This window comes from Streptomyces sp. NPDC091292, from assembly GCF_044757265.1.
GTDB lineage: Bacteria > Actinomycetota > Actinomycetes > Streptomycetales > Streptomycetaceae > Streptomyces.
Window position 1 is genome coordinate 49,828 of record NZ_JBIVUQ010000016.1, and the last position, 13,797, is coordinate 63,624.

At 68.8% G+C, this 13,797-nt stretch carries 10 protein-coding genes; 2 read left to right on the forward strand and 8 right to left on the reverse strand.

The genetic code is table 11. From position 1 onward, the window contains the following. Positions 1-85 precede the first annotated feature (85 nt). Positions 86-529, forward strand: a complete 444-nt coding sequence (locus ACIQNU_RS32430) for an Lrp/AsnC family transcriptional regulator (protein WP_401373215.1) — start codon at positions 86-88, stop codon at positions 527-529. Positions 530-572: 43 nt separating this feature from the next. Here the strand turns inward: ACIQNU_RS32430 and ACIQNU_RS32435 are convergent, their stop codons facing one another. The 7 genes from ACIQNU_RS32435 to ACIQNU_RS32465 form a co-directional block, all read right to left on the reverse strand. Further along, positions 573-1,394, reverse strand: a complete 822-nt coding sequence (locus tag ACIQNU_RS32435; RefSeq protein WP_401373217.1) for a PhzF family phenazine biosynthesis protein — start codon at positions 1,392-1,394, stop codon at positions 573-575. Between the two features lie 337 nt (positions 1,395-1,731). Continuing rightward, positions 1,732-2,820, reverse strand: a complete 1,089-nt coding sequence (locus ACIQNU_RS32440) for a hypothetical protein (protein ID WP_401373219.1) — start codon at positions 2,818-2,820, stop codon at positions 1,732-1,734. Positions 2,821-2,938: 118 nt separating this feature from the next. Further along, positions 2,939-3,781 carry a carbohydrate ABC transporter permease gene (locus ACIQNU_RS32445; protein ID WP_401373221.1) on the reverse strand — a complete coding sequence of 281 codons (843 nt, stop codon included), beginning with the start codon at positions 3,779-3,781 and terminating at the stop codon, positions 2,939-2,941. After that, a complete protein-coding gene (locus tag ACIQNU_RS32450) occupies positions 3,771-4,724 on the reverse strand; it encodes a carbohydrate ABC transporter permease (RefSeq protein WP_401373423.1) in 954 nt (317 codons plus the stop codon). The genes ACIQNU_RS32445 and ACIQNU_RS32450 overlap by 11 nt, the downstream gene beginning before the upstream one ends. 2 nt (positions 4,725-4,726) lie before the next feature. Beyond that, positions 4,727-5,998, reverse strand: coding sequence for an ABC transporter substrate-binding protein (locus ACIQNU_RS32455; protein ID WP_401373223.1), 1,272 nt, complete (start codon positions 5,996-5,998; stop codon positions 4,727-4,729). A gap of 44 nt (positions 5,999-6,042) precedes the next feature. Continuing rightward, entirely contained in the window at positions 6,043-7,641 is a 1,599-nt protein-coding gene (locus ACIQNU_RS32460; RefSeq protein WP_401373225.1) for an FAD-dependent oxidoreductase, read from the reverse strand. Next, positions 7,638-8,687 (reverse strand): LacI family DNA-binding transcriptional regulator, encoded by a 1,050-nt coding sequence (locus ACIQNU_RS32465; RefSeq protein ID WP_401373227.1) that lies wholly within the window; start codon positions 8,685-8,687, stop codon positions 7,638-7,640. The genes ACIQNU_RS32460 and ACIQNU_RS32465 overlap by 4 nt, the downstream gene beginning before the upstream one ends. Positions 8,688-8,863: 176 nt before the next feature. On the opposite strand from ACIQNU_RS32465, the gene ACIQNU_RS32470 reads away from it, so the two are divergent. Next, positions 8,864-11,311 (forward strand): hypothetical protein, encoded by a 2,448-nt coding sequence (locus ACIQNU_RS32470; protein ID WP_401373229.1) that lies wholly within the window; start codon positions 8,864-8,866, stop codon positions 11,309-11,311. Here ACIQNU_RS32470 and ACIQNU_RS32475 read toward each other — a convergent pair. Next, positions 11,280-13,778 (reverse strand): SdrD B-like domain-containing protein, encoded by a 2,499-nt coding sequence (locus ACIQNU_RS32475; protein ID WP_401373231.1) that lies wholly within the window; start codon positions 13,776-13,778, stop codon positions 11,280-11,282. The two genes, ACIQNU_RS32470 and ACIQNU_RS32475, sit on opposite strands and share 32 nt — an antisense overlap. Positions 13,779-13,797 lie beyond the last annotated feature (19 nt).

A 13,797-nucleotide genomic window follows, 5' to 3' on the forward strand; every position in this document is an offset into this window, starting at 1 on the left:
ATCACGGCAACTTTGGCAGCACATTGCGCTCACTGCGGCCGTGTGATTGTGGTATTGGAGAGCAGAGCGCAATAAAATGCCACTCATGGATGAGGTGGACCGGTCGATTCTGGCCGTACTCGAACAGAACGGTCGGATCAACAACAACGAACTCGCCGCCCGGGTCGGGCTGTCGCCGTCACCTTGCCTGCGGCGCGTGCGCCAGTTGGAGGAAGCCGGCGTCATCCGCGGCTACCGGGCACTGATCGATCCCGCCGCGGTCGGCCGTAGCCTGCGCGTGTTCGCCGGGGTGCGGTTGGTGCGGCACACCCGCCCGGACGTGGTCGCGTTCGAGCGCGGCATCACCCAACTGTCGGAAGTGGTCGCCTGCCACCACATCACCGGCAACTTCGACTACCTGCTCCAGGTCGAGGTCGCCGACCTGCCCGCCTACGAGGACTTCCACGCCAACCAACTGGCCGCCCTGCCCGGCGTTGCCACGGTGACCAGCTACGTCACCATGAAGACGCTCTCTCCCGACACCACCTGACGGCCCGGTCCCGGCACTGGTGCTCCGGCGCGGGGACCGCCGGTCAGAGGGTGATGCTGCCGCGGACGCAGACGGTGGTGGCACCGCTGACCCAGACGGTGCCGTCAGGGTCGGCGTCGATCTCAATGCCGGCGGCCCGCCCCAGACGCGCGCCCTGGGACACTCGGTAGGAGGAAGGTGCCGCGCCGGTGGAAGTAAGCCACTGTCCGACGCCCGCGTTCATGCTGCCGCACGCGGGGTCCTCGGACACACCGGCGCCGGGGGCGAAGGTGCGCATCTCGAAGTGGTACTCGGATCCCTCGGGGTGGGCCCCGATGGCCCCGACCATCGCGGTCGGGATGAGGGACAGATCGGGTTCGAGGGCGAGGACCTCCTCGGCGGTGGCCAACTGGATCACGGCCCAGCCGGGACCGTTGTCCACCCACTGGTGGGCCAGGACCCGCTCCCGCGCAATGCCGAACGCGGCGACGATCCGCTCCAGGTACACGTCGTCGAGGGCGCCGTCGCGGATCCGCGGCGGCGCGGCGAAGGACAGCTTGCCCTCGCCGCTGCGCACGGTGACCAGGCCGGCGGCGCACTCCTGCACGACGTGGTCGGAGTGCCGCGGCTTGCCGCCGCCGTCCAACCAGGCGCGGGCGGAACCGAGGGTGGGATGCCCGGCGAACGGCAACTCCCCCTGGGGCGTGAAGATCCGCAGCCGGTAGTCGGCCTCCGGCATCGTCGGTGGCAGGACGAACGTGGTCTCCGACAGGTTCGTCCAGCGCGCCAGGCGCTGCATGTCCTCGTCGGTCAGATCCGTCCCGTCCAGGACGACCGCGACAGGGTTGCCGCGGTAGGGGGCCGTGGAGAACACATCGACCTGCATGAATGAGCGAGTACGCGGCATGGTCATTCGCGGGCCTTTCGGTAGCGGCGGATGCGGATCTCCATCCCAGCGGGGGCCGCACGGCCAGGACAGGGCCAGTCACCAAAGAGTGGACCGATCGGCCGGACTGGGGCGCGGCGTCTTCCTGAGCCGGACCGGGATCGCTTTGTCCCTGCCGGCGACCAGCCCCGCAACGGGGTGGTCCGCCACGCAGCGGCGGGTATGTCGGCGGCGAACGCGGCCTGGCCGTCCTTGCTCAGGTACAGGTCGGTTCCCGTGGTGCCGTCAGGCTTCGTGTAAGGGACCGCCACGTGAGAGTCGGCCGTCGCGGCGTCCGTCAGTGCGCCGGGGTGCGTCGCACCACCGTGCCCTGCCCGTCCGCCTCCAGCCAGGCCGCTCCCCCGGCACCCGTCACATCGACCCTGATGGTGACGGAGCCGCTGAGTGGTTCGACGGTGAGCCGCCAGGTCTGCGGGGAACCGGCGCCCAGGCTGCTCGTCGCCTCCTCGACCAGGGTGGGGAAGCGGTCGTACGGCGGCGAGTCCGGGTCGAATGCCGGGGCCTGCGTACCGGTGGGCGCGTACACGACCGACAGTTGCCGTTCCTGTACGACGACGGTGAGCGCCGCGCGTGCGTCCGTGCCCTTGGCGAGTGAGCCGACGGCCTTGCGCAGCTCGCCCTTGTCGAGGAACGACTGGTTCGGGCCGAGGGTGACCGTGGCGGAGGCCGACGACTCCATCGTGGACGACGAAGAGGAAGAGGGGGTGACCGGCGGGGTGGAGGAGGCGGCCTCGTCGAACAGGTCGGCGCGATACAACAGAACCACGCCTGCTGCGGCGAGCAGCAGGGCGAGCAGCGTGACGAAGCCGACGGCACAACTGGCGGAGGGCTCGCTCAGGACCGGCCCCCGCGCCGAGTCGATGCGAGCGCCGGCCACCCGCTCCTCCCACTCCGGCGCCGGCCGCTTCACGATCCTCACCCGCCACGGCCGGTCCGGCGGGTACTGGACCACCACCACGCCGCCCCGCCGGTAGCCGGGCAGGTCCGCGAGGTTGATGTCCTGCGTGAACGCGACGCGGTACGCCCGTGCACCGTCCGGCGCGACCGTCACATCGAACCGCACCGCCACGTCGCTCGTCGCATCACTGCCGACGGCTTCCAGACTCTCCACCACCGCGAGCGCCGTGCACGGCACGACCCCCGCCTCCCGAAAACGCCTGGGCACACTGGCGAGGAAGGCGATCAGGCCGTATGCCAGGAGCAGTCCGACACCCCCGACACACAGGGGCACGCTCTCGATGAGAGTGCCAACGACGAAAGCAGCGAGAGACGCCCCGATCACGCCGCCTGTGAGGAAGCCCCGGGCGAGGGCGACGGGGGTGTTGCGCGTGGGCGGCGTGGGGGGCGTGTCCGCCGTGATTGTCATACGGGTCATTGTGGCGGGCTCAAGTGACGTCCGGGAGTTGTCCAGGTGTCTGCCTCCGGGGCGGCCAGGGACCCAAGGGCGCCGATGGTGTCGCGCCCGAACGCCCTTGATTCCGGGCTCATTTGAGGCCCGAGTGGGCCAGGCCCTCGACGAACTGGCGCTGGGCGATGACGAAGACGATCAGCACCGGCAGGACCGTCATGGTGGCGGCAGCCAGTTGGGTGTTCCACATGTCACCCCCGTAGGCGTCGGTGAACCGGGTGAGCGCCTGCGGCAGCGTGAACAGCTCCGGCGAGGTGAGGTAGACGGTGGGTTCCAGGTAGAGGTTCCACGAGGTGAGGAAGGTCAGGATCGCGACCGCGGACAACGCCGGCCTGGCCAGTGGCAGGGCTATCCGCCACCAGATCGCGGGGCGGCCGAGACCGTCCAGTCGGCCCGCCTCCTCCAACTCGGCCGGCAGGGCGATGAAGAACTGCCGCATGATGAAGGTGGCCAGGACGCATGGTGCGGCCAGCGCGGTGACCAGGATCAGTGGCCAGTGCGTGTTGATCATCCCGGCCCGTTTGAACATCTGGAACAAGGGCACGATCGTCACCTCGCTGGGCACCAGGAGGCCGGCCAGGACCACCAGGAAGAGGGCGTTCGCGCCGGGAAAGGGGATCCGGGCGAAGGCGTACCCGGCAAGGCTGGAGACCAGCAGGGTGATGAGGGTGACCAGGACGGCGATGTACACGCTGTTCACGTACTGCCGGGCGAACGGCTGGAAGCTGAACGCCTCGGTGTACGCGGACAGTGTGGGATCGGCGGTCCACAGTGACGGCGGGGCCTTGAAGATCTCGGGAAGCGGCTTCACCGAGGATGCCACCATCCAGATGGTCGGCACCACGAAGGGGATCGCCAGCACACCCAGCGCCGTCACCAGAAGCACCCGCCGCAGGACGGATGTCGACCTACTGCTCATGGAACACCCACTTTCGGCGCAGCTGCCATTGCAGCAGGGTCAGCAGCATGACGAAGGACAGCAGCATCAGGGCCAGCGTCGAGCCGTAACCGATGTCGTTGAACTCGAAGGCCTGCTGGAAGACGTAGTACACGAGCACCGTGGTGCTCAACTCCGGGCCGCCACTGGTCAGTACGGCGATCTGCGCGAACGACTGCAATGCCCCGACGACGGTGATGATCGCGGTCAGCAGCACCGTGGGTGAGATGAGCGGCAGGGTGATCCGGGTGAAGATCACCCGGCTTCCCGCGCCGTCGATCCGAGCGGCTTCGTACAGGTGGGACGGCACGCCCTGCAAGGCGGCCAGGAAGAGCACCATGTTGACGCCGACGCTGCGGATCACCTGGGTGATGATCACGGACAGCATCGCGGTGTCGCCGCGCTGCAGCCAGTTCGGCCCCGTGATGCCGACCGCGCCGAGAACACCGTTGACACCCCCGTTGTCCTGGAGCAGAAAGCCCCAGACCAGGGTCCACGCCACCACGGAGACGACGACCGGTGAGAAGAACAGCGTGCGGAAGAACGTCGCTCCACGGAACCGCCGTTTCAGCAGTACGGCGAGCATCAGCCCCAGGCTGATGTTGAGGATCACGACTCCGCCGCAGAAGAGGGCGGTCGCCCCCAGCACCGAGGGGAGTTGCGGGTCGGCAGCCAAGGCGGCGTAGTTGTCGACTCCGACGTACGTCTGCTTGCCGGTGAAGACGTTCCAGTCGTTGAGGCTGTACCAGATCGCGAGCCCGACCGGGATCAGCACGAACAGCACGACCCCGGCGAGCTGCGGCGCGATGAACACATAGCCGGCGAGTACATCTCTGCGCCGGTTCGTCCAGAACGGTGGTCCGGAGGTGTCCCGGGCCCGTACCGGCGCCCGGGAAGCCTGCGGTGTCCTCGTGAGACCGGCCATGTTCACTTGGCCAGGATCGGTTCGATGGCTGTACACACCGATTCCAGGACGGCGGGGATGTCGGCGTCGGGCTTCCACATCGCGTCCAGTGCGGTCTTGCCCTTCTGGGCGATCTCGGCCGGGCTGGTGTGGTTGGGCAGGGTGACGGCGTTCGGCAGCTGGGCGACCACGGCCTCGTTCAGCTGCGCGGCGCTCAGCACCGTGTTGTTGGCGGCGAGCTTCTCACCGGTGAGCATCGACTTCCGCGGCGGCGGGAAGAACTCCGCCAGCTTCTCCGAGTTCGCCGGATTCGTCAGATAGGCGAGGAAGTCCGTGGCCTCGTCCCGGTGCTTTCCTGCGGTCAGGACGCCCACACCGGCCTGGCCGATGACGGCCTGCCGGCCGGCCGGGCCCGCCGGCAGAGGATGCAGCGCGAACTTGAACGTGTCGGTGAGCAGCGAAGCGCGGGAGACCTGGGCCACGGTGAAGGCGGCGTCACCGGCGAAGAAGTCGGCCGTCGTACCTGGGCCGGGCATGGCCTTGGTCCGGAACGCGGCATCGTGCAGGAAGGTGAACGCCTGCCGCATCTCCGGGCTGGTGAAGGTGCAGGTCTTGCCGTCCGGGCTCCATGCGGCGGCGCCGAAGCCGGCCCATACCGTGGCCAGCATGTTCCACGACTTGTAGTCGAAGTCCCGGACCACGAAACCGGCTTTCCTGGTGGCCGAGTGGACTGCCGCGCCGGCGGTGGCGACCTGGTCCCAGGTCAGGGTCTTCGGGTCGATCTTCTGCCCGGCCTTCGCCAGCAGGTCGGTGTTCACGTACAGCGCGAACGGTGAGGTCGAGAAGGGGTAGGCGTACAGCGTGCCGTCCCGGGTGAACTCCTTGGTCGCGCTGTCCTGAAGGTCGTCGTACTGCCAGCCGTCGGTCGCCTTCAGCTTGTCGGTCAGGCCGACCAGCGCGTCGGAGGCGATCAGGTCCTTCGACAGGTCACCCATCCAGGCCAGGTCGGGCGCGTTGCCACCGGCGATCTGGGTGGTCAGGGTGGTGTTGTAGTCCTCGAAGGGCAGGCTCTCGAACGTGATCGAGGAGACCTCGGAGTGTTTCGCGCGGTACGCGTCGGCTATCGAGTTCAACAGCTTGAGCTGGTCCTCGTTCGAGGTCCAGACCGTCATCCGCAGCTTCACGTCCGTGGCGCCCGTCGCCCCGGACCCGTCGGTGGATGCGCCGCAGGCGGCTGTCAGCACCAGCGCCGTCGTCAGCGCAACGGCGCCGAACAGCTTTCTCGCTCTGTTCATGGTGTGGGTCCTTCGTGCTCTCGGCGCGCTGCGCCTCGGGTTGTCTAATAGCCGGCGATGTGCGGCCAGTGGAGTTCGATCCCAGCCGCGGTCAACCTGCCCTGAAGTCGGTCGACGAGGTGCTCGTCGGTCGCGACCTGCTGCGGGCTCAGGCCGAGGTCGAGGCAGTACGAGACCAGCTCGCCGGCCGATTCACCGACGTTCCACTCGACCGGATGCAGTCGGTAGGCGCCATTGGTGATGTGGGTGGTGCCGATGTTCTTGGCGGCCGGTACCAGGTTCTGGGTGGCCACCGGGACCAGCGCTCCGAGCGGTATCTCGAACGGCGCGCACTCGACGTCGATGTAGTTGTCGCCACCGGTCGAGGGATGCAGATCGATCCGGTACATCCCCACCCCGACCGAGCCGTCGAACCGGGCCGGTCCGGCGTCCCCGCGGGCCTTGACCGAGATGTCCTGCTCACGCACCGTGGTGAGTGCCTTGATCCGCCGGGATTCACGGATGTACGGGGCCTGTGCGAACCCGTCGTCGGTACCGACCAGGTCGCCTCGCAGGCGCAGTCCGGGCCAGCCGCGGCCACCGTCCGGGCGGGGCGCTTCGGTCTGGAGCCAGTGCACATAGGCGCGGGACTGTGCCTTCGCGGCGTTCAGGTGGCGCTGCCGGTCGTCGGTGTCGATGATCGAACCGCCGACGTAGTCCAGTTGCGGCCAGTTGGCCAGCACGATGTCACTGTCGTAGAAACCGTCGGCGAAGTTCTGGCGGGCGGCGATCCGCCGGAACTGCCACAGATCCTGATCGCCTGCGTCGAAGCGGGGGTCCCCGGTGGCATCGCCGCCCGGGTTGACGTTCATGGTGCGTTCCTCCGGCACGAGGGTCCGCGGGTTCGGCGCGATGAACGACAGCATCGGCCCGCCCCAGAAAGGCAGTTCGAACGAGCGCCAGAAGTCGTAGTCGTCCGGCCGGGCGATGGTGTGATCGCCGGCGACGTGGTCGAAGACGAAGCACCACGCGATCGACTGCACGTTGCCCGGATCGGCGGCTTCGGGAGCGCTCGGCTCCCCGGTGTCGGACCGTCCCTCGGCCCCGACGACGTACTCGGTATCGGTCAGTGGCAGCAGATCCCCGGTCTCCGTCCCGTCCAGGACGTACTCCGCGGTGATCACTGTCTCGGCCCCCGTACGCGGATCCGCGACCGTCACACTGCGGACCGTGGCGTCGCTCATCTCGGCGGCGACGGGCACGGCGGGTTGCAGGACGGTGAGCCGCCCGCTCGACCGGTACGGCGCGAGCAGGGCGGTGATCACCGCATTCGCCACCCTCGGTTCGTGGCAGAGTCTGCTCACGCGGCCACGGCCCGGGTTGAACTCCCGGTCGGCGCGGGCGTGCGCCGTCAGCGGGTAGTGATCGCGGTAGTAGCGGCGGATACCGTCCCGCAGTGCGCGGTAGCGCGCGGTGACGCCGAACTGTTCCACCCAGATGTGCTCGTCGGGTGGAACGGCCTGTGAGGTGAGTTGCCCACCGAGCCAGCCGTACTCCTCGGTCATCACCACACGGCGACCGCGCTCCAGCAACGCCAGCGCCGCGGCGACGGAGCCGAGCCCACCACCGATGATCGCCACCTCGGCGGTGATCCTGCCGGTCATGAGGGCGCGTCCGTCCGCGCGACGATCGTGTCCCCCGGCTCGACCTCGGCGACCAGCAGCCGCTCCCTGTCCAGCCCGGCCCACTCCTGCGGGTCCGTGGTGATCAGGAGTTGCAGAAGATCGAGTGCCTCGTCCGCCAGTTGTTGCCTGGGGACGTGGAAGCCGGCCAGTACCCTGCCCTCCACGCGATGACCGCGCACCTCGCCGAGTGCGGCGACCGAGATCTCGTCCGGTACGGAGACTCCGGCGCCGAGCAACGCGTGTACGACGTCCTCGGCCAGGAACGCGTCTTCTGCGATGATCAAGGTGGCCCCGGTCGACCGGGCCAGCCGGGGCAGATCGTCGATCCTCTCCTCACCGACCAGCAGGAAAGCGAGCGTGCCTTCCGCCGAGGCGGCTTCGACGGCACCGCGCCGGTCCCGCGCGGTCGGCGTATCCCGGCCGCGGTGGACGTACAGCGCCTGCCGGTGCCCGCCGGCCGCGGCCTGGTCGATCAGTGCGGTGGTCGGGGTGATGTAGTCGATGGCCACGTACGGCACCGCGGCGGCGGTCTCGTCCCGGCGGCCGATCGCGACGAACGGGAACTGCTCGGCGACCAGCCGTTCCAGCTCGGACGCGACCATCTGCTGACCGAGCAGGACACACCCGTCGGTCAGCCGCAGCCGCGTCTTGCGGTGGAAGAGGCTCCGCGTGCCGTTCTCGACCGGTGAGGAGGTGAAGAACAGCAGGTCCCAGCCGATGTGCTCGGCGGCTCGCTCGATCCCGTTCAGCAGCGGACCGTAGAAGTCCATGCTCTCGGGTGACAACGCGGCCTCGTAGGTGAAGACTCCGATGATCTGGTTGTCCAGACCGGCGAGCCGGCGGGCCGCGGGGTCGGCGACGTAGGTGAGTTGCTCGATGGCCTGCCTTACCCGCGCCCGGGTCGCCTCAGGCACCCGCACGTTCGAACCGTCACGGTCGTTCAGCACCACCGACACCGTGGTCTGACTGACGCCCGCCAGCTCGGCGATCTCGCGTTGCGTGACGCGGCGAGGTCTCGGCGACATCGATCCTCCATCGTGATAATGCCTATCTTCACTTGCCGGTGATGACCGTAGGGCAAGAGAGCCCACCCGTGCAAGAGTCTGTTGACACTCAGGTAGCGGACTGGAAACGTATCGTTCACGGAACTGAAGATAGGCATTATCAGGGTGCGCCTCCGAGCGCTGGACAGGAGCCGTCGATGACCCCCGAGCCCTTCCCCCGACCCCGACCCCGACCCACTCTCCCTCGCCGAGGCTTCCTCGGCGCGGCCCTCGCAGCCGGCGTCGTACTCGTCGCCGAGTCGGCCCCGATCGCCGCGCACGCCGCGGCCGGCGACGTCACCCTGACCGCCGGCGGCATCAGCCTGCTGGCCAGTCCGGGCGGCAGGCTCGCCATCCGTGACGCGGGCGGTGTCACGCGGTCGGCCGGGTCGAAGTTCCAGGTCAAGGACAGTGTCACCGGCATCCACGTGTCCACCGGCGGCACCCCGACCCTGAGCGCGCTCCCGGACGGGACACCTGCGATCCGGATGGACTACACCTTCGACGCCGCCGCCGGCCCGACCAGCGTCACCGGCTGGTTCAGCGTCGGCACCTCCCACGCCGGGCTGGAGTGGCGCATCACCGGGGCGGACACGCTGGTCGCGGACGGCTTCCTGTTCAGCCGGGCGATCCAGGCGCCGACCGCGCCCGACGACTACATCGCGATCACCGAATGGGTCCGCGACGCGGGCGGTGGCATCCCGTACGAGGACACTCTCGGCGTCGCACACACCTCTGCCTGGGCAACCGGTCTGCACGGCCTCTTTCTGCTGGACCGCTCCCGCCAGGCCTGGACGAACACGACCTGGGTGCACGCGCCGGGCGTGGCCGACCCGGCCGGCGGCTGGACCAGCCGGGCCGACTTCTTCTTCTCCGAGACCCGCCCCTCGGCCACCGCCACCATCGGCCGGGGCCGTGCGCTCGGCCTCGAACTCACCACCAACCGCGACTTCAACCTGTACGAGTCGGCCGGCGACCAGATGGAGCTGACCGCCCTGGTCGCCAACGGCGGCGCAGCCACATCGGTCGACCTGGAACTGCGGATGCGCGGTTTCGACGGCGAACTGCTGGCCGCCGAGACCGCGACCGGAAGCGTCCCCGCGGCCGGCACGTGGCAGTACACCTTCGCCCTGACCGCGCCTTCGGGCGGGATCGCACTGGCCGAAGTGGTCGTCCGGTCGCATGATGACGAGGCGTTCGCCCGGACCAACCTCGCGGTACTGCCGCCGTTCGACTACCAGGCCGGTACGGACAGCATGTTCGCCATCGCCAACTACCCGTGGCTGCAACGGCCGAGCGCCGACGCCGTGCTCGACCTGTGGCAGCGGGTCGGCATCGGCCTGGTGCGTATCGCATACGACGGCGGCCCGGGGCTGCCGCCCGCCGCCTTCGACGCCCGCGGCATACGGCACAACATCGAACTCCAACCGTCGCTGGAGGTGACCGACGCCCAGGCGGCCACCTGGGCCGCGGACAAACTGGCGGTCGCGGTCGCCGCCGGCGCCGGATACTTCGAAGTCGGCAACGAGCTGAACAGGCCGTTCAACACCGGCGCCGCCGCACAGGCATACCTGGACAAGGCGCTACGGCCGGTCTTCGACCGGCGAGCGGCCACCGGCGACACCGTCAAGCTGATGAACAACGGGCTGGCCGGCATGGACAGACCATGGGTGGAAAACTTCATCGCGGCAGGCGGCTGGGGCCTGATCGACGCCTTCGCCTACCACCCGGGACGCGGCAACTTCACCCCGGACTACATACCGCCGGGCGATGACTGGAGCACCGGCGGCACCGGCACCTACTGGAACTTCTACGGTGGCCTGCGACAGCTGAAGACGCTGATGGCCCAGCACGGCGAGAAGGAGATCTGGCTGACCGAGGCCTACGCGCCGACCAAGCCCAACAGTTGGTGGCACGACACCTACCGGCACGCCGCGGAGAACGTGCTGCTCACCCTCGCACTGGCCAAGGCCGAGGGGGTCCGGTGCGTGTGCTGGTACCAGTTCCACGACAGTGTGCTCGGCATGCCGCAGGTCGCCGACCCGGACAACGTCGAGTACCACTACGGTCTGACCAACCGCGACCTCAGCCCGAAGCCGTCCCTTCTGGCATACGCGACAGCAGCCCGCACACTCGACCAGGCCACCTTCCGAGGATGGCTGACCTTCACCGACCCACAGACGTTCGGCCTGTGGTTCGACACACCCGCAGGGCCCGTGACCGTGCTGTGGAACCGCGCCGACGGCTACCTACTGAACACCGCAGGGCCGCGCACCGACTGGCACTTCCCCGCCCCCGAGGTATGGGTCGACCCCTGGCCGACCAAGACCCCGATCACGGTCGCCGCCACGACCGCCGTACGGCAGGTGGACGCGATCGGGCAGGTCCGTCAGATCCCGGTGACCAGCGGCAACGCGACACTGACACTCGACGGCGCACCACGCATCTACTACGGCCTCAAACCGCGCACGGACAGCCAAGGCCGCCACACCCTGGATCGTTCCGCCGGCGGTCATGCCGGTGGTCATGCCGACGGGCCGGCGCGTCGCACCGGCCCGTCGGGGGATTCGGATGTCAGTGGCGCCTGGCGCGCCACTTACGGCTGATGAGGACGACTGCCCCACCCGCACCCAGCAGCAGGGCGACGAGGGAGAGAATCTGTCCCACGTCGGACGTGCCGGTGTTCGCGAGTGAACCAGGTGTCCGGCCGCCGGCCGGTCCCGGGGTGTTGGGCGCCGGGCCCGTCGGGGGCGCCGGTGTCGGTGTCGGTGATGTTGCCGACGGCGTGGGTGTCGGCGATGCCTCCTTCGGGATGTACACGCCGGCGTCGATCGTGTGATCGACCCCTCCCGGCCTGGTCGGTGCGGTGACCGGGGCATACCCGTTGCACAGGCGGCCGGTGGTCGGCGGGGTCACATTCGAGTCGTGCACACGGTCGTCACCGGTCCGCGGCAGGGTGAACCGCAGGTCGGTGGCGGCCGGTTGCTCCGGCACCTCGCTGGTGTCCGCGGTGCACACATCGAACTGCACCGTGTACTTGGCGCCAGGTGTCAGCTCGTACTCCGCGCCGACTCCGCCGAAGTAGTACTCGCCGTTGGCGTCGGTCGTGGTCGTGGCGACCTGCTTGCCGTCGGCGTCCAGCAGGTTGATCGTCGCACCCGGCAGCAGCACCTGACCGGGATCCTGGATGCCGTTGTGATCGCCGTCGAACCAGACCACGTTGCCGATCTGGATGGGTGCGTTGGCCGCGGCGTACGCGATGTCGCCGAGGCCACCGGCCTTGCCGAACCCGTTCTGGTTCGGGCCGATGAACTGGTAGGCGTTCTTGGCCGGGTCGTTGCCGGGGCCGAGGCCGGTGGCGACGTCGTAGTAGCCGGTTCCGTCGGTGATGACATTGCCGGTCGGGTCCATCTGTGTGCTGACGACCCACTGCTGCTGCGGGATGTAGGCGACCGATCCCAGCGCGGACTCCTGGTGCGGCCCGGGTTGGGTCGCGGAGCCGCCGTTCGGGAAGAAGTCACCCGGGAAGTACTCGACGACGCCAGGGGGCTGGACCCCGTCGAGGGTCGGGTCCGTGGCGTGGTCGGGGCAGTTTCCGGTGCCTTCCCACTCGTACCCGCCGGTAGGCGTGGCGCAGGCCATGTTGATGTCGCCGCCGGACATGCCGTTCTGCGGGGTGTTGTTGCCGGGCCTCGGGTCGAGGCCGCCCCAGCTCACGATGTCCATGAACCGGTCGCGGAAGCCGAGGATCAGCGAACCGTCGCGGGCGAAGGCCATACTGGCCAGCGCCGGCTGCGGGTTCATCATCGCGCCACCGACGTCGAAGGTGTCCCAGTCCTCCAGGTCGTTGTTCCACGGGTTCCAGTGATTGACCTGGTCGCGGCCTGAGTTGCTGGTGAGCACGCTGCCGCGCTCGAAGTCCAGCGGCTGGGACAGCACGGTGGTGAACTTCTCGCCGTCATAGGTGGCGACGACGGCCTTCAGATCCGCGCGTTTCTGTGTGCTCTGCGCGCTGCACACTCCCCCGACGTACAGGGTGTTGTTGTGGGTGGCCACGCTGTACGGGCGCCAGTCGCCTGCCGTCGTGCAGCCCGGATCGGGGATCTGCACGGTCGCCTTGGGCGCCGAGGCCGTGGGCTTGGTCGCGTCGAAGCTGACCAGGCTGCGGGTGAGCAGGTTCACCGCGTACAGGGTCGAGCCGTCCTCGGACAGCGCCAGGCCGCCGATGCTCTCCTTGCCCGGTGCGTCGGTGAACCCGGCGTCCTTGATCAGGTTGGCGGTGTCGTGCGCCGTCTTCGTGGCGCCCGGCACCTTCGCGAACAGTTTCGTGGCGCCCCCGCCGTCGGCCGGCACGGTGTAGATCGCGTCACCGCCCTCCGGCCCGTACTCGGTGTACCGCCGGGCGAACGCCGACTGGAAGAGCTGCTCGCGGTACCTGTCGTAGGCGAGACCGAAGGTCGTGCCCACCTGCTCCTGGGTGTTGAGCACCTCCGGGCAGGCCGCCTGGGCGGGGCAGTTGCCGCGGACGTCCGTCCCGAACGCCACCAGTGCCCGGGTGTCCGTCCCGCCGGCGCCGCTCTGGATCGGCACGAAGTAGCGGGACTCGGGCAGTGTGTAGTCGGCCGGGTCCCAGACCCCGGTGATCACCGAATCGTCCTTGCCGTCCGCGACGTTCACGAACGTGGTGAAGCTGTCGAAGTGGTTCGGCGCGGTCGAGGCGGGCGCCGCCCGCAGATAGTCGCTGTACGGTGCGGGGACGGTGACATCGACCCGGTACTTGCCGCCGGTCAGCTCGCCCGACGGGGGCACGATGACTTTTCCGGTGGCATCCGTGACACCGGTGACGTGATGCCCGGCGGGGTCGGAGACGTCGACCTTCATTCCCCGCTGAGGCACGTCCATGGTCGAGTTGATCACGCCGGTGCCGAAGAAGTCCCTCAGCACCTCGACGGTCAGGGTTCCGTCCGTTGCCGAAGCGCCGGCCTGCCCGGCGCCCATGAAGATCGTCCCTGTGCTGCCCCCCACCAATAAGAGGCTGGTCAGCCCCACCCGCACCAGTCCGCGTAATGACATGGCGCTCCTTTGCGTCGTC

What these genes read in the sequence shown, in the direction of transcription:
- ACIQNU_RS32460 (WP_401373225.1), bottom strand. Translation starts at nt 7,641, where the DNA reads ATGACCGGCAGGATCACCGCCGAGGTGGCGATCATCGGTGGTGGGCTC.
- ACIQNU_RS32475 (WP_401373231.1), bottom strand. Translation starts at nt 13,778, where the DNA reads ATGTCATTACGCGGACTGGTGCGGGTGGGGCTGACCAGCCTCTTATTG.
- ACIQNU_RS32445 (WP_401373221.1), bottom strand. Translation starts at nt 3,781, where the DNA reads ATGAGCAGTAGGTCGACATCCGTCCTGCGGCGGGTGCTTCTGGTGACG.
- ACIQNU_RS32450 (WP_401373423.1), bottom strand. Translation starts at nt 4,724, where the DNA reads ATGGCCGGTCTCACGAGGACACCGCAGGCTTCCCGGGCGCCGGTACGG.
- ACIQNU_RS32440 (WP_401373219.1), bottom strand. Translation starts at nt 2,820, where the DNA reads ATGACAATCACGGCGGACACGCCCCCCACGCCGCCCACGCGCAACACC.
- ACIQNU_RS32455 (WP_401373223.1), bottom strand. Translation starts at nt 5,998, where the DNA reads ATGAACAGAGCGAGAAAGCTGTTCGGCGCCGTTGCGCTGACGACGGCG.
- ACIQNU_RS32430 (WP_401373215.1), top strand. Translation starts at nt 86, where the DNA reads ATGGATGAGGTGGACCGGTCGATTCTGGCCGTACTCGAACAGAACGGT.
- ACIQNU_RS32470 (WP_401373229.1), top strand. Translation starts at nt 8,864, where the DNA reads ATGACCCCCGAGCCCTTCCCCCGACCCCGACCCCGACCCACTCTCCCT.
- ACIQNU_RS32465 (WP_401373227.1), bottom strand. Translation starts at nt 8,687, where the DNA reads ATGTCGCCGAGACCTCGCCGCGTCACGCAACGCGAGATCGCCGAGCTG.
- ACIQNU_RS32435 (WP_401373217.1), bottom strand. Translation starts at nt 1,394, where the DNA reads ATGCAGGTCGATGTGTTCTCCACGGCCCCCTACCGCGGCAACCCTGTC.